The organism is Methylomonas sp. LW13 (assembly GCF_016865255.1).
GTDB lineage: Bacteria > Pseudomonadota > Gammaproteobacteria > Methylococcales > Methylomonadaceae > Methylomonas.
Genome location: NZ_CP033381.1, coordinates 4,889,037 through 4,909,302, shown reverse-complemented (window position 1 = coordinate 4,909,302; position 20,266 = coordinate 4,889,037). Strand labels below are relative to the sequence as shown.

Genomic DNA, 20,266 nt, shown 5'->3' with positions numbered 1-20,266 from the left:
AACAAATTATTTCGATTGAAAGACGCACCTGGGTCTGTAGCTCAGTTGGTTAGAGCGCACCCCTGATAAGGGTGAGGTCGGAGGTTCAACTCCTCCCAGACCCACCAACGCATAAAAGGCGAAAGCAATAAGGCGAAACACAATCAGACCACACGCCTGGTTAGAATAACTGGCGCTGTGCTTAGTCACGTTTCGGCTTGAGTCTTGGCTTTAGTCTGCTTTAGGGGCCATAGCTCAGCTGGGAGAGCGCCTGCCTTGCACGCAGGAGGTCGGGAGTTCGATCCTCCCTGGCTCCACCATCATGCTGAACGCTGAGGGTCAACCAGTTCGTCAAACGTAAGAAAAATAGTGGATGAACATCAACGCTATAGGGTTTTATCGGCGGCAACAGATAAAGACTTTATAGCATTGGTATTCGTACCGATAGCTCTTTAACAATATGGAAATCTGTAACTATAGTAATGATCAGCAATGATCAACACTAAAACGAGTTGCGGTTTGAATAACGTCAGTCTCGAAAGAGAAAGGCTGAAAGCAAACGGCATGTCGTTCTCAAGCAGAAAAAATCAGCGAAAATGTCAGCTGACAGTATAACCAAAGTACAGACGTATTCGGGTTATATGGTCAAGTGAATAAGCGCATACGGTGAATGCCTAGGCAGTAAGAGGCGATGAAGGACGTTGTAGCATGCGAAAAGCTTTGGGGAGCCTGCAAACCGGCTGTGATCCAGAGATGTCCGAATGGGGAAACCCGGCGCGCATAAGCGCGTCATCTTTGAGTGAATACATAGCTCACTGAAGCGAACCCGGAGAACTGAAACATCTAAGTACCCGGAGGAAAAGAAATCAACCGAGATTCCCTAAGTAGTGGCGAGCGAACGGGGACTAGCCCTTAAGCTAGGATAAGGTTAGTGGAACGGTCTGGAAAGTCCGGCGATACAGGGTGATAGCCCCGTACACGAAAACCTTTTTCTAGTGAAATCGAGTAGGTCGGAGCACGTGAAACTTTGACTGAATATGGGGGGACCATCCTCCAAGGCTAAATACTCCTTACTGACCGATAGTGAACTAGTACCGTGAGGGAAAGGCGAAAAGAACCGCGGAGAGCGGAGTGAAATAGAACCTGAAACCGTATGCGTACAAGCAGTGGGAGCCCCTTCGTGGGGTGACTGCGTACCTTTTGTATAATGGGTCAGCGACTTACATTTTGTGGCAAGCTTAACCGAATAGGGGAGGCGTAGCGAAAGCGAGTCTTAATAGGGCGTTTAGTCGCAAGGTGTAGACCCGAAACCGGGCGATCTATCCATGGCCAGGCTGAAGGTTGGGTAATACTAACTGGAGGGCCGAACCCACGTCTGTTGAAAAAGACGGGGATGAGCTGTGGATCGGAGTGAAAGGCTAATCAAGCTCGGAGATAGCTGGTTCTCCTCGAAAGCTATTTAGGTAGCGCCTCGTGTATCACTGCTGGGGGTAGAGCACTGTTTCGGCTAGGGGGTCATCCCGACTTACCAACCCGATGCAAACTCCGAATACCAGCAAGTGCCAGCACGGGAGACACACGGCGGGTGATAAGGTCCGTCGTGAAAAGGGAAACAGCCCAGACCGTCAGCTAAGGTCCCCAAATCTATGCTCAGTGGGAAACGATGTGGAAAGGCACAGACAGCCAGGAGGTTGGCTTAGAAGCAGCCATCCTTTAAAGAAAGCGTAATAGCTCACTGGTCGAGTCGGTCTGCGCGGAAGATTTACCGGGGCTAAGCATAGTACCGAAGCTACGGATTTACACGTAAGTGTGAGTGGTAGAGGAGCGTTCCGTACGCCTGCGAAGGTCGATTGAGAAGTCGGCTGGAGGTATCGGAAGTGCGAATGCTGACATAAGTAACGATAAAGGGGGTGAAAAACCCCCTCGCCGAAAACCCAAGGTTTCCTGCGCAACGTTAATCGACGCAGGGTTAGTCGGCACCTAAGGCGAGGCTGAAAAGCGTAGTCGATGGAAAACAGGTTAATATTCCTGTACCAGTAGTAACTGCGATGGGGTGACGGAGAAGGCTATATCAGCGGTCGGTTGGAAGTGGCCGTTTAAGCAGGTAGGCATGCATCTTAGGCAAATCCGGGGTGCTCTATGCCGAGACGTGATGACGAGCGGTTCGAAAGAACAGCGAAGTGATAGATGCCCTGCTTCCAGGAAAAACCTCTAAGCTTCAGGTTACTAGTGGCCGTACCCTAAACCGACACAGGTGGGTGGGATGAAAATTCTAAGGCGCTTGAGAGAACCCAGGTGAAGGAACTAGGCAAAATGATACCGTAACTTCGGGAGAAGGTATGCCCTCATTACGTGAAGGTCCTCGCGACTGGAGCGGAAGGGGGTTGCAAAAAATCGGTGGCTGCGACTGTTTAGCAAAAACATAGCACTCTGCAAACACGAAAGTGGACGTATAGGGTGTGACGCCTGCCCGGTGCTGGAAGGTTAATTGATGGGGTTATCTTCGGAGAAGCTCTTGATCGAAGCCCCAGTAAACGGCGGCCGTAACTATAACGGTCCTAAGGTAGCGAAATTCCTTGTCGGGTAAGTTCCGACCTGCACGAATGGCGTAACGATGGCCACACTGTCTCCACCTGGGACTCAGTGAAATTGAAATCGCTGTGAAGATGCAGTGTACCCGCGGCTAGACGGAAAGACCCCGTGCACCTTTACTATAGCTTGACACTGGACTTTGAACCTACTTGTGTAGGATAGGTGGGAGGCTTTGAAGCGGGAACGCCAGTTCTCGTGGAGCCAACCTTGAAATACCACCCTGGTATGTTTGGAGTTCTAACCTCGATCCATTATCTGGATTAGGGACAGTGTCTGGTGGGTAGTTTGACTGGGGCGGTCTCCTCCTAAAGAGTAACGGAGGAGCACGAAGGTACCCTCAGCCTGGTCGGAAATCAGGCAATGAGTGCAAAGGCATAAGGGTGCTTGACTGCGAGACGGACAAGTCGAGCAGGTACGAAAGTAGGTCTTAGTGATCCGGTGGTTCTGTATGGAAGGGCCATCGCTCAACGGATAAAAGGTACGCCGGGGATAACAGGCTGATACCGCCCAAGAGTTCATATCGACGGCGGTGTTTGGCACCTCGATGTCGGCTCATCACATCCTGGGGCTGAAGCAGGTCCCAAGGGTATGGCTGTTCGCCATTTAAAGTGGTACGCGAGCTGGGTTCAGAACGTCGTGAGACAGTTCGGTCCCTATCTGCCGTGGGCGTTTGAGATTTGAGGGAAGCTGCTTCTAGTACGAGAGGACCGAAGTGGACGAACCTCTGGTGTTCCGGTTGTCATGCCAATGGCATTGCCGGGTAGCCACGTTCGGACAGGATAACCGCTGAAAGCATCTAAGCGGGAAGCCCCTCCCAAGATGAGATCTCACTGGGACTTTAAGTCCCCTGAAGGGCCGTCGGAGACTACGACGTTGATAGGCACGGTGTGGAAGTCCAGTAATGGGCGTAGCTAACGTGTACTAATTGCCCGTGAGGCTTGACCATATAACACCCAATGCGTTTGGGTCAGGTCAGATGACAAGCTGATAACCAACTGAGAACGATAAGCTCAATACAGATTTCCATGAAAAACAGGACCGGGAACAACCTAAGTTAAATGCGAACGCATCACCCAAAGGTTTTTCCTAAAAGCAAAAGCTTATAACCTGTTTATGAAGGCTGACTAAAAGCAGCCAAACCAGTTTGCTTGGTGAACATAGCAAGCGTGAACCACCCGATCCCATCCCGAACTCGGAAGTGAAACCGCTTAGCGCCGATGATAGTGTGGCAGGTTGCCATGTGAAAGTAGGTCATCGCCAAGCTCTTAAACCAAAAGCCCCGCTAGCCATAGCAGGGCTTTTTTTTTGACCCCCAAACCACCCCTACTGCTGCTCTCTTCTCTTTTGCGGACGGGGTTGTTAGAATCCCCTCTCATCAATGTTTAGCGAGAAAACGCATGAGTGCAATAGACAGAATCCAAGCCCAATTAGCCAGCCATCCTGTGGTCTTATACATGAAAGGCACGCCAGATTTTCCCCAGTGTGGGTTTTCCAGCCGGGTGGTGCAGGTCTTGCAGGCTTGCAATGCGGATTATGCCCACATCAATATCTTCGAAGACCCTGAAGTGCGTGAAGCCTTAAAAGAATACTCACACTGGCCTACCTATCCCCAACTGTATATCAACGGCGAATTAATCGGCGGCTGCGACATCGTCATCGATCTGTTTAATAAAGGTGAGCTTAATAATTTGCTGGCAAGCGTGATCGCAAAGCAATAGGTCCGCAGCCTTGGTTCTGTGGGCCAATTAGAGGAAGCGCTACAGGAGAGTCGCTATTTGCCGAAAGATTTTTTCAAGCATCTTGTTGAAAAAATCGGCAAAGATGACGCGCCCGTTTATGTCTTCAGCGCTCAGATTCGTCCACGTCACCTCGTTCCGACCCAGCACGAGGTCGGAGTTTACTCTCGAATGACTTGAAGTGGTGTCGCAATGCTTTCCATTTTGCTGCGAAAACCCGCCCGGCCCGCGGCTTCCGGGGGGGGGCTATTCAACCTGCGATTGATAATGCTTCGTTTCCACGGTTTCGCGGCGTTCGTTTGCTGAATCGAAATGCCAAACTAGCCGCTCGGCCAGCCAAACGGCCAGGACCCAAGCGAAAATTTCAAGCCGAGGTGTTGCCTGGGCCGTTGAAGTGCATCGGGTTCAACAGCGATCAACCGTGCGGCAGGTGCTTGAAGGCGGCGGTCCTGGGTGCTTACTCAATCCTATGCGCGTCCTACATCCCAAGGGTTTGTCCGGAACCATGCCTGGCTAGCTGCTAACCGCTCAAAAGCTTAGTAGAGGTCGGTACGCTTGCTCACTGCGGGCAATTTGTTGACCGGAGATTTCGTCTGGGCCTTAGCCATGACCGGAATTGTAGCTGGCTGGACCCGAAGTAGGGGCACTTGGAATAAGAGCTCTCAAGGCATTCAGGAGTATATCCGGTTTGTACCTGTTCCCGTTGATGGGCTTCGATTGCGATACCCGCAGGACTCGAGAAACGGTTCTGAACTTCTCAATCATCACTTGGTTCGCTATATTACCGATCACCCTCGACACCCTGTCTTCAACCACTCCAGAGAAAAACGCCACGACGGCACCAAAATCAATAAAAATACTACGCCCCGCAACGACCGTACAAGCGCATCCGCGATCAACTCGACATTCCGGAATCCATCCAACAGACTCTTTGGGAGCATCATGCCAAGCTCAATCCCGTTACTAGCTCGCCTTTGAGCAATTTTTGAAACTGATTTTTTCAAAAGCTCAGGTTAGATCTAATGTGAGGATATAACTTTGATCCTTCGGGCACCTTTTTTCTTAGAGGCACTAAGGGAGCAGTTAATCCTATAACGAATGCAAGTCTGGTTGTTCTAGAAATTGACGATATAGTTGGTTGCGTCTCGGATAGTCTCGGCGTGATTGGTAGTTGTCGCGCTGTGCAACATCTTACAGTGGTAGGCTATTCTTGCTGTCGGCGGCCGCTACAATGCATAAGAAGCCGAGATCTATTTTAGTAATTTATTATCCGTCCGCAATTGCTGATTCGCGGTTGGTCCGATTGCTCGGCTTACACCTGCTTGCCCCATCGCCCCCTATCTTCTCATTCTGCTAGAGGTCCAGGCAAATCTGGGTCACCGTTCAGCCGTTGCTCCTGAATCGTTTTCCCTAATTGCAGTTTGAATACAGCTTCATAATGCCGTCATTCTGTTTCATCCATTTCGCAAAGTGAAGGTTTATTAAACTACTTGGGTGTGAATTTTTACTGGATCGCTACGTTTTGAGCTAGATGTTTTTTTGGTGCCTGAAACACAAGTGGGGGGGTAAGAAAAAATGCGAGGCGATAGATGGCGGAGTTTGGATCCAATCAATTAGGCTGCGACTTATCACATGCACAGTATTTGGTAACCTATCTATCCTAATTGAATTCGAACGGGAATTTTATCGAAACGTCGCTTAAATAGGTGTTCGAGTTTTGTTAACAGTAAAATTGCAAATGGGTGACAGCGCGCACCCAGCTAAATTAGCTTAATTTATCTTGACAAGGATTTGGCAAGTGGTAGACTGCCACGCACCTCAAGGGACCGGGGTGTCTTCGAAATGAAGGCTAATAACATGGAAAAACAAAGAACTCCCGATTTGATCGGGGATTTAGATAATCTTTTAGGAGGTAGAAATGGCTGCTACAACTGAATCAGTTAAGGCTGATGCTGCGGAAGCACCGCTTTTAAATCAAAAAAACCTGTGGGCAGGTATCACCCTGTACTTGGTTTTTTATTCTTTCATTCGTTGGTACGAAGGTGTTTACGGCTGGTCAGCTGGCTTAGACTCATTTGCTCCAGAGTTTGAAACATACTGGATGAACATGCTGTATATCGAGATCGTTATCGAAGTACTGTTGTTTGCTGGTATCAATGGCTATATCTGGAAAACTCGTGACCGTAAAGTCATGTCAATCACTCCACGTGAAGAATTGCGTCGTCACTTCACACACTGGACATGGTTGGTTTGCTACGGTTGGGCGATCTATTGGGGCGCTTCTTACTTCACAGAGCAAGACGGCACATGGCACCAAACTATCGTTCGCGATACTGACTTTACTCCAAGTCACATTATCGAGTTCTACCTGTCATACCCAATCTACATCATCACTGGTTCAGCTTCTTTCATGTATGCAAAAACCAGATTGCCTACCTACCATGAAGGTCTGCATTTGATGTATTTGATCGCGGTTATCGGTCCTTTCATGATTCTGCCAAACGTTGGTTTGAATGAGTGGGGTCACACATTCTGGTTTATGGAAGAGTTGTTCGTTGCTCCATTGCACTACGGTTTCGTATTCTTTGGTTGGGCTGCTCTGGCTATAATGGGTGTTGTGAACACCGAAGTAATGGCAATTGCAAAATTGCTGAAAAAAGATTTGGCTTAATAGCTTATCTTTAAAAGTAAAAATACTATCTCCTTTCCTGCCGCTGCTTTGTTTAAGTGGCGGTAGGATAAAGAGAAGTGAAAAAAATATAATTTTAATTCTTTAGGAGGTAAGCTAATGAGCGCATCTCAATCAGCTGTACGTTCACGTGCGGAAGCGGTTCAAGTTTCCCGTACGTTTGACTGGATGATTCTTTTTACACTGTTCACAGCGGTTCTGGGCGGTTATCACATTCACTACATGTTGACCGGTGGTGACTGGGACTTCTGGACCGACTGGAAAGATAGACGTCTATGGGTAACTGTGGCACCTATCGTTTCTATTACGTTCCCTGCAGCTGTTCAAGCTTGCTTGTGGTGGAGATACCGTTTGCCAGTTGGCGCAACTCTGTCTGTGGTTGCTCTGATGATTGGTGAGTGGATCAATCGTTACATGAACTTCTGGGGTTGGACATACTTCCCAGTTAACATCTGCTTCCCATCTAACCTGCTGCCAGGCGCTATCGTTCTTGATGTTATCCTGATGTTGGGTAACAGCATGACTCTGACTGCTGTATTAGGTGGTTTGGCTTACGGCTTGTTGTTCTACCCAGGTAACTGGCCTGTTATCGCTCCATTGCACGTGCCTGTAGAGTACAACGGCATGATGATGACTTTGGCTGACTTGCAAGGTTACCACTATGTTCGTACCGGTACACCTGAGTACATCCGTATGGTAGAGAAAGGTACATTAAGAACTTTCGGTAAAGACGTTGCTCCAGTATCAGCGTTCTTCTCTGGATTCGTTTCTATCATTATTTACTTCTTGTGGCACTTCTTCGGCAGATGGTTCGCTAAAACCGACTTCATCGCTGACGACGCGTCTTAATTAGAAGAATAGTAAGAAAATGAACCTGGTGGTTCTAGATAGCTACCAGAAAGTCTTAATTAAAATTCTCTAGTGATAGAGGAGGAAATATGAAAATAATAAAAGACAAAGTTGCAAAACTGTCCTTTGTCGCACTGTTGGTCGCAATGACAGCAGCGATGTTCTATGCTCCAACAGCATCTGCTCACGGTGAAAAATCACAGGCTGCGTTTATGCGTATGCGGACGATTCACTGGTTTGACCTGAACTGGTCAAAAGAAGAAGTGCCTGTTAATGAAACTATGACAATTTCCGGTAAATTCCTGGTATTCGCAGGATGGCCAGAAACTGTTGATAAACCAGAAGTTTCATTTTTGAACGTTGGTATTCCTGGTCCTGTATTTATCCGTGCAGGTTCTTGGATCGGCGGTCAATTGGTTCCTCGTTCAGTGTCTCTGGAATTGGGCGAAGTTTATGAGTTTAAAGTTCTGTTGAAAGCTCGTCGTCCAGGTGACTGGCACGTTCACTCTATGATGAACGTACAAGGCGGTGGTCCTATCATCGGTCCAGGTAAATGGGTAACCATTACTGGTTCTATGAGCGAGTTTGTTAACCCAGTTACTACTTTGACTGGTCAAACAATCAACTTGGAAAACTATGCTCTGGACAACGTTTATTTCTGGCACGCAGTATGGTTTGCTATCGCGTTCGCATGGTTGTTGTTCTGGATCAAACGTCCATTGTTTGTTCCACGTCATATCGCTGTTAGCACAGGCAAAGCAGATTCTCTGATCTCAGCCGGCGACAAAAAAGTTGGTATGATCTTCGCTGTCGGTACGATGGTAATCGTTGCTGCCTCTATGGGTGCAACCAACGAAAAATACCCTGTAACAACTCCTTTGCAAGCTGGTTTGTTGCGCGGCATGAAAACTTATCAAATGCCTGAAGCTAACGTTTCAGTTAAAGTTGATGACGCTACATACCGTGTACCAGGTCGTGCAATGCAAATGACCTTGACCATCACAAACAACGGTGACTCAGCTGTACGTTTGGGCGAGTTCAACACTGCAGGTGTACGTTTCTTGGATCCGGCTGTTCATGAAGATGATACAGCTTACCCGGACGATTTGCTGGCTGAAGAAGGTTTAACTGTTAGCGATAACAGCCCTCTGGCTCCAGGCGAAACACGCACAATCGAAGTTACTGCTTCTGACGCTGCATGGGAAGTATATCGTTTAGCTGACTTGATCTACGATCCAGACAGCCGTTTCGCAGGTCTGTTGTTCTTCTGGGATGAAAAAGGTAACCGTCAATTGGTAACAGTTGATGCTCCTCTGATCCCAACTTTCATCTAATAGTGAAAGTGTTCTAAGTCGAAATACTTAGGAAGAAATTGAAAGCCCTCGCTATTGAAAGATAGCGGGGGTTTTTTTTAGGTAATATGCTCGGAAACCGCAGGAAAATGTTAAAAATGAAAAAAGTGCTAGTAATTTTGGGGGTTTTAGTGCTGAGCGGTTGCTCGGAAAAAGAAGAATATCAGTCCGTAGTATTGGAACAGATGAAGCAAGATAAAGATATTAAGGACTACGGAATTGAGCCGGAATTAATGACAAAATGTGTCGTCGATACTTCGTCGAATGCTATGCCAGGGTTATTCATATTAGATCCTGAAAGGCGTAAAGCATATAAAAATTACGCGAAAATGTTGGATATTAATAAGTCAACGGATCCACAAAAAACATTAATCGAATTACGAGAAAGTTTCGGTGCAGCCAAAGAGCTTGCAGAAGCACATTCAAATTATGTCGAAAGCGTAGTCGAATGTATGTCTGGTTTAGTGACTGGCGGAGAGGAAAAGTTAAAAAATACAAAATAGGATGACGTTTTAACGAAAGCTATTTTGGTTATTACTCAAAAGTGAAATGCAAACCCAAATATGAGCAAGGCGAGTCTTAGGAGGGTTGTTGGTATATTCAGGAAAAAATGAAATAAAAAGGAGTTTATGTTGCAAAGAACCTCTGATTACTTCGGTTTTGCATGACAACTCGGTGCCCATCATTGATTTAAATTACGCTGAAATTCGATGTTACGAATTAATCAGAGACTCCCAAAGCGACGACATCAGAAAGGTAACTAATGGCCCGAAACGTTACCGAAACTGCCGCTAGCTTAATGCACACCGCCGTTGTTATCCCTAATCTTACAGAACTGTAAATTACTTACTTTGATGTTTGGGAGCTTCTCAAGCTCATAAGATAATCTGATCCTTTAATATCCCGGCTCAACTCGCCGGGATATTAAGTAGCGACAGGAATCTCTTTATATAAAAATGCGTTCCTACAATGAGATTAAAAAGGCAAAGTCGGCGGAGTCAGTTTGCATTCCTCGTTTGAAAGGCGACATATTTTAGAAGCTACTAAAGCAGGAGTTTTCCGTCCATCATATAACTATAATTTCGACAACTAATAATCTGCGATGACTGTTCTTCTGATTGAGAATCGCACAATTGATAAGATTAGACTGCTATAAAATGACTAAGTTTTTAGATAAAAGCTGACGTAAGTTGCTAAGCTATTTAACTAATGCTAACGGTAGGACGACAATCGTGCCAATTATCTTAAAAGTACTTTCTTACAAAGGTTTACCACTACCTACTGAATTGAGTGCCGAATTCGGTCAGTTAGGCGGAACAATAGGCAGAAAGGCAGGAAATACCTTGGTATTACCTGATGCGGAAAACTTTGTATCAGGCCACCATGCTGAAATCATTTATGAGGACGGCGGTTACTTAATAAAAGACACAAGTAAAAATGGTACATATTTATCAAATGCCGGACTAAATATAAACGATGCACAAGCAAGGTTATTAGATAGTGAAATTTTGCGGATCGGAGAATATGAGATTATTGTAGAACTGCCATCTGCCGAAATATCACCAGCTTCACCCATTAGCGTCGAGAGTATTTCGCCTTCACCATTTGCCCAATCGTTTCAAAATGATCAACAGTCAATAGTCAACGAACCTCTGAATTTCTCGATTCCGCACAACGTAGCGAGTTCTCCCTTTGGAGAGCGTCCTCCTGCTTCCCCTTTTCACGATAGCTTTACCGCGCCCGAGGTGCTACCTCCCCAGAGAGATGGTAAAGATATTGCCGAATTCTTAAAAGGCTTAGATTCCTTAGGTGCGTTGGATGCACCCCTCGGCGAGTCTTCCGGGTTAGAGTTCCCGAGTTTGGAAGCAATAAATTTATCCGAGCCTATCCCTTCGAGCATAGCGTTAGATTCTAAAGACGTATTCCAAAATACGCCTAATATTGAGCGTGAAGATGGGCAGGCGGCTTCGCGAGCCAGTGTAGAGATTACGCTAGCACCCAATACGGAACCATTTATTGGGTCCAAATCGGGTGATGCGACGCTCATGAAGATGTTTCTGGATGGTGCGGGAATAAAAGATCAATCGTTTTTGACGGAAGAGCAGTGGCCGGAGGCGATGAAAGCGACTGGTGTGTTATTCCGAAATTTGATCGAAGGCTTGATGGACGTTCTACGCGCACGCGCGGAAATGAAAAGTGAATTTCGAGTTTCCGTCACCACAATCCGCTCATTTGACAATAACCCGCTAAAATTCAACCCAGATGTGGAAAGCGTACTGAAGCTGATGCTCGCACCGAATAATCCCGCGTTTATAAATTCAAATGATGCGGTAACTGAAGCGTTCAGGGATGTTAAGTTTCATCAATTGGCGATGACGGCAGGTATTCAGGCTGCACTAGGGGAGATTTTGCATCGTTTCGACCCAGACACCTTCGAAAAGGTGTTGGGCGAAGGGATTGTTTTTCAGCGAAAAGCCAAGTGTTGGGAGCTTTTTTGCGAAAAATATCCGGAACTGAAAACACAAGCAATTGAAGGATTTTTTGGGGAAGAGTTCGCTGAAGCTTATGAAAAGCAGATGCGTCTATTTGCGAGGCGGTGAAAGTTTGCAACTCAATTGAATTGGTAGCGAAAATTTCATAAGTCATTGTTAATAAATAATAAACGGTACCGAATAGAGTATGTCAATCAATAACCGGATTGTTTGGTCAGAAGGCATGTTCCTTAGACCTCAGCACTTTCAACAACATGATCGTTATCTTGAAAGTCGTATTGATGGTCGTTGCTATGGAATCAGGGCTTATGATTGGGGATTTTCGTCGCTAAAACTAGATGCAGGACAATTGGCGATAGGAAAAATCACTCTGGCAGCTGCTAGAGGGATTTTCCAGGATGGTACCCCATTCCATTTGCCAAACGAGGACGAACTACCGCTACCACTTGATGTCTCTGAAGACGTTGCAAATGAAGTAGTGTATTTAGCATTGCCGCTGAGTCGTCCTGACTCTGTTGAAGTTGATAGCGACAATAACCCCGATGGATTGGCGAGATACCGCATCACTCATAGGGATGTCAGAGACAACAATGCAGGGTACGACGCTCGTTATCCCGTGCAAATAGGCAGTATTCGTCCGAGACTTATGCTTGGCAACCAAGAAAGATCAGGCTATCTGTGCTTAGGGGTCGCCAATATCGTTGAGGTGCGCGCCGACAAAACAGTCGTACTGGATGAGAAATACATTCCCGTGGTGCTGCAGTCTTCAGCCAGTAGTATTTTGAACGGCTTCGTCCGGGAGTTGCAAGGTCTGCTGCATACCAGAGGGGAGGCGTTGGCAGCCCGCGTGGCGGGAACGTCTCAAGGTGCAGGCGTCGCAGAGGTTGCAGACTTTATGTTGCTGCAAACCATCAATCGTTACGAACCCTTGCTGGCACATTTGGCGGGGGATGCGCTGCTACATCCGGAAACTTTGTTTTCCTTGGGCCTGCAGTTGATGGGAGATCTAGCAACCTTCTACCGTCAAAATAAGCGACCCGCAGTGTTGCCCGAATATAGGCATGACGACTTGCGTATTTGCTTTATCCCGTTAATTGATGAGCTACGGCGCCTGTTAAGCATGGTGCTTGAACAAAATGCGATTCAAATTCCGTTAACCAAACATAGCCAGTCGGTTTATTACTCGGGTCGCCCCGATGTGAAATTATTGGAGCAGGCAATCTACGTATTGGCTGCCAGTGCGCAAGTATCTTCGGAGATGTTGCGCACGCATTTCCCTCCGCAGGTGAAAATTGGCCCGGTGGAAGAGATCACGCAATTGGTCACTGCTGCCCTGCCCGGTATTTCAATTCATCCTTTGCCCGTTGCCCCAAGGCAATTGCCGTATCACGCCGGATGTTCTTATTTCGAATTGGATAAGCAAAGCCCATACTGGAAGAAGATGATGGATTCCGGCGGTTTTGCCTTTCATATTGGTGGTAATTTTCCGGGATTGGAGTTGGAATTCTGGGCAATAAAAAAAGGGTGATGACATGGTGCAACAAGGACCTTTCGGCGATGACGACAAAACAGTGTTGCGGCCTTCGCCAGGTGGACGAATGCCGCAGCAGCCATCAGTGACACAAATACCGCCATCTCCGCCGCCCCAGCAGCAGACCTCAAATATCAACATTCCGTCGCTCAGTGTGCTTTCCGGAGCGGATAGCGGTTCATTATTGACTTTATCAGCCGGCATTCTGTCCTTGGCGGCTAGGCTCAGAACAACCGTTAGCTATTCTGGAGTTGATGAACTAAAGCAAAAGTTGGCTAAAGAAGTCAGAGAATTCGAGAACCGTGGCTTGAATGCAGGGTTTCAGCAAGAAACCATGCGTATGGCGAGCTACGATTTGTGTACTTTTCTGGATGAAATTATCCAAAACACGCCTTGGGGCTCACAAAGTAATTGGGGGCATCAAAGCCTGCTTATCCTATTTCATAAAGAAGCCTGGGGCGGTGAACGCTTCTTCCAAATACTCGAACATCTGGTGAAACAGCCCGCGCAAAATTTGCCGCTCATCGAGCTTTGCTATGTGTTGTTAAGTTTTGGATTCGAAGGTAAATATCGGGTCATGGCCAATGGCGCCAACGAATTGGAAAAACAACGGCTTGAGTTGTACCAATTAATCCAGCGAGTAAGAGGGGATTTTCCAACGGAGCTGTCGCTACGCTGGCAAGGGCAAAAAAGCGGAAATAGCTCGTTGATAACGCAAGTGCCCTTATGGGTGTTCGCCAGCGTAGCAGGTGGCCTGTTGCTGCTTTGTTATCTGGGGTTTGCGTTTTTTATTAATTCGGCATCCGATCCTGCCTATCGGGAGTTACTGAAATTGGCCAAGGAGCCGGTACAAATGGCAACGGCCGCTACGATCACTCCGTCTGCACCGGTTATCGCCAACAGATTGGAACGCTTTAAACCGTTATTACGCGATGAAATTGCCCAGAATATGGTCGAAGTGGTCGACGATAGCATCATTCGCGTTCGTAATTCCTTCCCCTCCGGTAGCGATCAAGTTAAACCGGAGTTTTTACCGATGTTGAAAAAAATCGCCAAAGAACTCGAGAATGAACAAGACTCGATTTTGGTAACCGGGCATACCGACGACAAGCCCATTGTGTCGGCCCGCTTTCCGTCCAATTGGCATTTGTCTGCGGCACGCGCTAAAAACGTCCTGGCAATTTTGACCGCATCCGCTCAACTAAAAGGCTCGGCCAGAGCGGAAGGCCGGGCTGACGGCGAGCCTTTGGAACCCAATGATACGCCTGAACATCGAGCCCTAAATCGGCGCGTCGACATCTTGATTAAGTGAGAATACCGCGTGGAACGGATAATCAGTTTTTTTAAAACAAAGTGGGTGCTTGAACTGATCGGTATCGTGATTTTGTCGGTACTGATTTGGTTTATCGGGCCTTTAATCGCAATTGCCGGCAGTGTGCCGTTGGAGACCGATTTAAGCCGGGTTATAACGATAAGCGTCATAGTCGGATGTTGGTTGCTTTACCGCTTGGTCGCGTGGCTGTTATCGCGCAAACGCGAGCAACGTTTGATGGCCGATTTGGCTGGCGGCAATGATGCAAACGATGCGCAATCGGCCTCGGCGGCCGAGCTGGATGTGCTGAATCGCGGTTTCGATGAGGCTTTGGCTTTACTGAAAACTACCAGTGCGAAACAACACGGTCGGAAGCAGTATCTTTACGAATTGCCTTGGTACGCCATTATCGGTGCGCCGGGCTCCGGCAAAACCACAGCATTAATCAATTCCGGATTACATTTTCCTTTGGCCGAACGCTTGGGCAAGCATTCGGTAAAAGGCGTTAGTGGCACGCGAGATTGTGATTGGTGGTTCGCCGACGAAGCGGTGTTATTGGATACTGCCGGTCGCTACACCACCCAAGATAGCCATCAAGAAGTGGATGCTACCGCCTGGCACGGTTTCTTGCAGCTGTTAAAAAAATATCGACCACGCCGCCCTCTGAACGGGGTATTTGTGGCGGTGAGTGTCAGTGATTTAATTCAGCAGACCGAGGAAGAATTACGCCAACATGCCGCAGCAATCAGGCGGCGGATTACGGAGCTTAATGCGCAACTGGGTGTGCAATTGCCTGTCTACGTGCTGTTCACGAAAGTGGACCTCGTGGCGGGATTTAGCGATTTTTTCGCCAATTTAACCGAAGACGAGCGTAGCCAGGTGTGGGGTGAGACGTTTATTCGTGCCGACAACGATAAAGAAGATCTGGCCGCTCACTTGGTGCAATTCGAAAAGGCCTATGACGAATTGACCGAGAGGTTGGTACAACGCCGTTTGAAGCGTATCCAGGAAGAGCGCGATGTGCAGCGGCGTACGGCTATTTTCGATTTTCCGCAACAAATGATGCTGTTCAAATCGGTGGCAACCGGGTTTCTGGATGCCGCATTTGCCACCAATCGCTACGAAGAGCCTTTCTTGTTGCGCGGCGTTTATTTCAGCAGCGGCACCCAAGAGGGTACGCCGATAGATAGAGTGATGGCGGCGTTGGCCTCAAGCTTTAGATTGGAAAGGCAAGCAACACCGTTAATGACCGGGCGCGGTAAAAGCTATTTTCTGACTAAGCTTCTGAAGCAAGTCGTGTTTCCCGAAGCCGAATTGGTTGGCGTGGATCCAAAGGTCGAGCGGCGTTTTCGTTTGATGAACCTCGCCGGCTTCGCCGCCACCTTTGCGCTTGTGGCGATAGCGGTAGTGGTGTGGATGGTCAGTTTTGCCACGAATAAGTCGGCGATTGCCGATGTCGAAAAACAGGTAGAAATTTACCGAGCCAGTAATCTTGTTCCCACCGATTCGCGCTCCGGTTTTTTGGCCTTGTTGCCCAAGCTTAATGCCTTACAAGCCGCCAAAGACGTGTATGCACAAACCGGCTGGAGCAGCGGTTTTGGTTTATACCAAGGCGACAAAATCGATTCAGCCATCGATATTGCCTATCAGCGCTTGCTTCGTGAAAATTTTCAAGCCTTGATTACGCTACGCTTGAAAGAGCGTATGCAAAGCGATGAAGGCAAAAATCTGGATGTACTTTACCAATTATTGCGTGTTTATCTGATGTTCGGCGAGCCGCAACGGATGGACGCAAAGGTTGCACAGCCTTGGGTGAAATTGGATTGGGAGCAAATGTTCGCCACCGACCCGGAGACCCAAGCCAAATTACAGTTACATCTGGATAATTTGTTGGCTTTGAATTTGGATCCAGCTGCTATCGATAACAGTTTTGTCGACGCAGTGCGTAATAAATTGACGCAAATTCCTCTGGTCAATCAACTTTATAGCCGTTTTAAAAGTGAGGCGCTGTTTGATCGCAGTCACGACATTTCGGTTGCCGGACAATTAGCGCCGAACGGCGGCCGAGTGTTTACCGCGAACGGCAAGGAATTGGATACGTTGGTGGTACCCGGTTTGTTTAGCAGTTACGGTTATACGGAGCTATTTCTGAAAAAAGGCATGGTTTACGTCAAGGAAGCCAGCGAACAAAATTGGGTACTTGGCGTAAACGGCGCAAGTACCCCTATCGAAATTGATCGTTTATATAGCGATTTCAAACGCCTGTATTTGGGAGATTACCAAAAGACCTGGGATAGCGTGCTGACGGCGGTTAAGTTCCGCCCGCAGCCCAGCAATAATCAGCTGGTAGATACGCTGGATCTGCTGTCGCGCCCCGATTCGCCATTGAAGCTTTTGTTGGAGTTGGTCGAAAAAAATACCGCGTTAAGCAAGCTCTCGTCCGAATTGGCCGATGCGTTGGCAAAATCCACCGGCGGAGCCTTGGCGGTTCCGGAGGCTGCTACCCAAAAACTGCTGGCGATGGCAAAACAAAGCGACGGTGGCGTCGATCCGGTCAATGCATTGGAAACTTACTTCGAACCTTACAATATGCAAGTGCGGGGCGCTGCCGACAGGCCTGCTCCGATCAATGCGACGATGGCGAGTATCAAAAATCTGCACGATTATCTGATGCAGATTGGGTCGGCACCTAATAGTGGCGGTCAAGCCTTGTCTACCGAAGCGGCGCGATTTGCCGGCGGCGGTGTTGACCCTCTGCAAGCAGCCAAAATGGAATTTGCCCGTTTGCCCGGTCCGGTTGCAGCCTCGCTGAATGCGTTGACCAGCACGGGCGGGCAACAAATCAAAACCGGCGCGAAAGGGCAACTCAACGAAATGTTGAAAACAGCGGTGACGATGCCCTGCAAAAGTGCTTTGGCTGGCCGTTATCCGTTTGCGAAAAATACTCAGCAGGACGTGTTGATGGCTGATTTCGGCAAAGTGTTTGCCGCTAACGGGATTGTCGATCAGTTTTTTAACGCTAACCTCAAGGCATTTGTCGATACCGCAGCGGTGCAGTGGCAGGAGCTTAGTTCTGATAAGGCTTTAGGCTTATCGGCAGCCAGTATTCGCCAGTTTCAGATTGCATCGAAAATTCGTGACGCATTTTTTCCCGGCGGCGGCGCGGTGCCGCAAGTGCAATTCGAGTTAAAACCCTTGGCCTTGGACGACAAAGTCAGCACCTTCAGATTAAATGTCGAAGGCCAGGAGTTGGTTTACCGCCACGGTCCTGAGCAACTCACCAAGTTTCAGTGGCCCGGCACCAATAATAGTGCCGGGGTCAGAGTGGTGTTCGAAGGTTTGGACGGCAAACAAGTCAGCAAATCTAAGGAAGGGGCCTGGGCATTGTTCAGGATGTTCGACGAATTCAACATCCAACCCACTGGCCTGCCGGACCGCTTTAATTTGACCGTACAACTTGAAGGTTATACCGCGAAATTTGAGTTGCGCGCGGCCAGTGTCAATAATCCATTTGGCATCAGCGAATATCAAAGCTTTCGTTGTCCGGAGTCACTATGAGTTCTATGGATGGGTTGAGCGTCGGCTTTTTCGGAAAAGTGCCGGGCCTTGGCGATTTTGTCAGTCGGCGGCTGCCCAGGCACTTTATCGAGCCATGGGACCAGTGGTTACAGGCGTCGATGCGTTCCAGTCAGGAAACATTAGGAGAGAGTTGGTTATCCTTGTTTTTGGTTAGCCCGCTTTGGCGCTTTGCTTTGAGACCTGGCGTGTGCGGTGGGAGTGCTTGGGCCGGTGTCATGATGCCCAGTGTGGATAGGGTCGGTCGCTATTATCCGTTGACGTTGGCGCAAGCCGTCAGTGCGGAGTCTTTGTTGTCATTGTTTTCGCCGGAATCGGCATGGTTTGCACAATTGGAAGACGCTGCGCTATCAGTGTTGAATGACTCCTGTGATCTGGACCAGTTTGATAAGGGGCTGATGGAAATCGGTTCGGCTGACAGCCTGACACCGCAGTATTTTCAAGCTGATTCTAGCGGCGGATTCGGGGTATCTAACGGCAAGCTCGCATTTCGTTTCGATTTGGAGGGGCAGGATCAGACGGATGTAGTGTTTCCGCACTTGAGTCAGCGTTTGTTGGATCGCTTTATGCCGGGTTACAGTATTTGGGCAAGTGAAGGTGGCCAGTCGAATCGCCCCAATCTGCTGATTTGCGAAGGCTTGCCGCCTATCGATGCTTACGCGAGTTTTTTGCAGGGTATGCCGCAGGCTGGTAGATCTTGGCATGTGCAGAGCTATCGCCAAGACCAAAGCGTCAAAAAAATCGAGAGAGAGCCGAGCGCCTCTGCGGTAGGCGCAACGGCGAGCCAGGACATAACGCTTCCGAACTCGACAAAGTGGGCTTCCTACGGGGTTACGGTGGTCGGCAATAAGCGTAAGCACAATGAGGATGCTTTGCTCGATTGCCCGTCACTGGGGCTGTGGGTGGTTGCTGATGGCATGGGGGGGCATCAATCCGGCGATGTTGCCAGCCGCTTGGTGGTGGATTCTTTATCGACGTTGGAATTTACCGAAAACCTGGATAATCAGGTCGAAGCCGTTTCCCGCAAATTACATAAGATTAACGACGATTTATGCCGTTTTGCTTCGGGCATTCAGCAAGGCAGTATTGTCGGAACCACGGTAGTCGCCTTGCTGGCCAAGGGTGACCAGTGCGCCGCCATTTGGGCGGGAGATAGCCGTTTATACCAATTACGCCAAGGCGAGTTTACGCAGATTACCCGCGACCATACCTTGATCGACGAATTGATGGATTCTGGTGTTATGACCCGGGAAGTGGCGGCCCAGCAAGTGGGAGCGAATGTGATTACCCGCGCGGTGGGTGGGCAATTGACGCTGGCGTTGGATGTGCTGCGCTTTCAGGCTGCCGGCGGTGATCGTTATCTGCTCTGTAGCGACGGCTTGGATAAAGAATTATCGGAAGCCGAAATTGCGGAATTGATGGGCTCAGGCAGTTGCCAGTCGGCCGCCGAAGCCCTGATTAACCAAGCTTTGAGCAGAAGCGGTCGAGATAATATTACCGTATTAATCGCCGAATTTAGTGGTTAAGCCGAAATCAGGATGCTGCCCTTACGTCCGGATTCTTAGGTCTCGGTATCTTTAGGAAGAAATACGCTTCAACAATCTTATAAGCGCGTAGATTCTCAGATGGACGGTTGTGGTTGGTAGTGTCTTTGGGGAATGGCTGTCAACGTGCGCTTAGCTTAGTATAGATAGACCCAAGATGTGAAGCAGCCGATGTGAGCATTCGGCGACGCTAGAGCGCGAGAGGCTTTTGCACCACGAAACAATGGACGGATTTTTTCAATGGAAAACGGTATTTCCCCTCGCGGTAGCCAGGCACCGCAAGTACCGAATATCGTATCCGTTACGAAATATCGTGCCGATTTGGCGCTGCAATGGTGTGTGCATGTTGTGATTTAGCACGCCGGTTGAATTTTAAATCATGTTATATCAATGTCTTACGGTTTTGTAGGCGTAGGGTTCATGAGTTGGCATGTTAAATGATCCCGATGCCTTATCTATTGATGAGCAAATGCAACTTGATAGGTATAAGATTCCGCGACATTTAGGGTTTTTTAGTTTAAAGCGTGACATGAAAAACCGACTAGACTAATGCGAATTGGTTTTGGGCTTAATACAGGCGTAACAAGTCCGGGGCACTATAGAATTGGGTCGAT

10 protein-coding genes, 2 tRNA genes and 2 rRNA genes are annotated in these 20,266 nt (G+C 48.3%); all 14 read left to right on the top strand.

Annotation, left to right across the window (positions count from 1 at the left end; genetic code table 11):
- The first annotated feature begins 30 nt into the window (after positions 1 to 30).
- The 14 genes from JL719_RS22360 (at position 31) to tagF (ending at position 19,634) form a co-directional block, all read left to right on the top strand.
- A tRNA-Ile gene (locus tag JL719_RS22360) sits at positions 31 to 107 on the top strand.
- Positions 108 to 223: 116 nt separating this feature from the next.
- Positions 224 to 299: transfer RNA gene (locus JL719_RS22355), tRNA-Ala, on the top strand.
- Between the two features lie 323 nt (positions 300 to 622).
- Positions 623 to 3,517: ribosomal RNA gene (locus JL719_RS22350) — 23S ribosomal RNA — on the top strand.
- Positions 3,518 to 3,718: 201 nt separating this feature from the next.
- Positions 3,719 to 3,834 (top strand): 5S ribosomal RNA (gene rrf / locus JL719_RS22345).
- Positions 3,835 to 3,968: 134 nt separating this feature from the next.
- Positions 3,969 to 4,289, top strand: a complete 321-nt coding sequence (gene grxD, locus JL719_RS22340) for a Grx4 family monothiol glutaredoxin (RefSeq protein ID WP_033159229.1) — start codon at positions 3,969 to 3,971, stop codon at positions 4,287 to 4,289.
- 1,936 nt (positions 4,290 to 6,225) lie between these two features.
- Positions 6,226 to 6,978 (top strand): bacterial ammonia monooxygenase, subunit AmoC, encoded by a 753-nt coding sequence (gene amoC / locus JL719_RS22335; RefSeq protein WP_033159228.1) that lies wholly within the window; start codon positions 6,226 to 6,228, stop codon positions 6,976 to 6,978.
- 117 nt (positions 6,979 to 7,095) lie between these two features.
- Positions 7,096 to 7,845, top strand: coding sequence for an ammonia monooxygenase, bacterial type, subunit AmoA (gene amoA / locus JL719_RS22330; protein ID WP_033159227.1), 750 nt, complete (start codon positions 7,096 to 7,098; stop codon positions 7,843 to 7,845).
- Between the two features lie 89 nt (positions 7,846 to 7,934).
- Positions 7,935 to 9,179 carry a bacterial ammonia monooxygenase, subunit AmoB gene (amoB, locus tag JL719_RS22325; RefSeq protein WP_033159226.1) on the top strand — a complete coding sequence of 415 codons (1,245 nt, stop codon included), beginning with the start codon at positions 7,935 to 7,937 and terminating at the stop codon, positions 9,177 to 9,179.
- Positions 9,180 to 9,295: 116 nt separating this feature from the next.
- A complete protein-coding gene (locus tag JL719_RS22320) occupies positions 9,296 to 9,700 on the top strand; it encodes a hypothetical protein (protein ID WP_033159243.1) in 405 nt (134 codons plus the stop codon).
- A gap of 729 nt (positions 9,701 to 10,429) precedes the next feature.
- Positions 10,430 to 11,797 carry a type VI secretion system-associated FHA domain protein TagH gene (gene tagH / locus JL719_RS22315; protein WP_033159242.1) on the top strand — a complete coding sequence of 456 codons (1,368 nt, stop codon included), beginning with the start codon at positions 10,430 to 10,432 and terminating at the stop codon, positions 11,795 to 11,797.
- Between the two features lie 79 nt (positions 11,798 to 11,876).
- On the top strand, positions 11,877 to 13,217 hold the full coding sequence (gene tssK / locus JL719_RS22310) for a type VI secretion system baseplate subunit TssK (protein ID WP_033159225.1): 1,341 nt from the start codon (positions 11,877 to 11,879) through the stop codon (positions 13,215 to 13,217).
- Between the two features lie 4 nt (positions 13,218 to 13,221).
- Entirely contained in the window at positions 13,222 to 14,532 is a 1,311-nt protein-coding gene (icmH, locus tag JL719_RS22305; RefSeq protein ID WP_033159224.1) for a type IVB secretion system protein IcmH/DotU, read from the top strand.
- 45 nt (positions 14,533 to 14,577) lie between these two features.
- Positions 14,578 to 18,090 carry a type VI secretion system membrane subunit TssM gene (gene tssM, locus JL719_RS22300; protein ID WP_225892928.1) on the top strand — a complete coding sequence of 1,171 codons (3,513 nt, stop codon included), beginning with the start codon at positions 14,578 to 14,580 and terminating at the stop codon, positions 18,088 to 18,090.
- Positions 18,087 to 19,634 carry a type VI secretion system-associated protein TagF gene (gene tagF, locus JL719_RS22295; protein ID WP_084153530.1) on the top strand — a complete coding sequence of 516 codons (1,548 nt, stop codon included), beginning with the start codon at positions 18,087 to 18,089 and terminating at the stop codon, positions 19,632 to 19,634. The genes tssM and tagF overlap by 4 nt, the downstream gene beginning before the upstream one ends.
- Positions 19,635 to 20,266 lie beyond the last annotated feature (632 nt).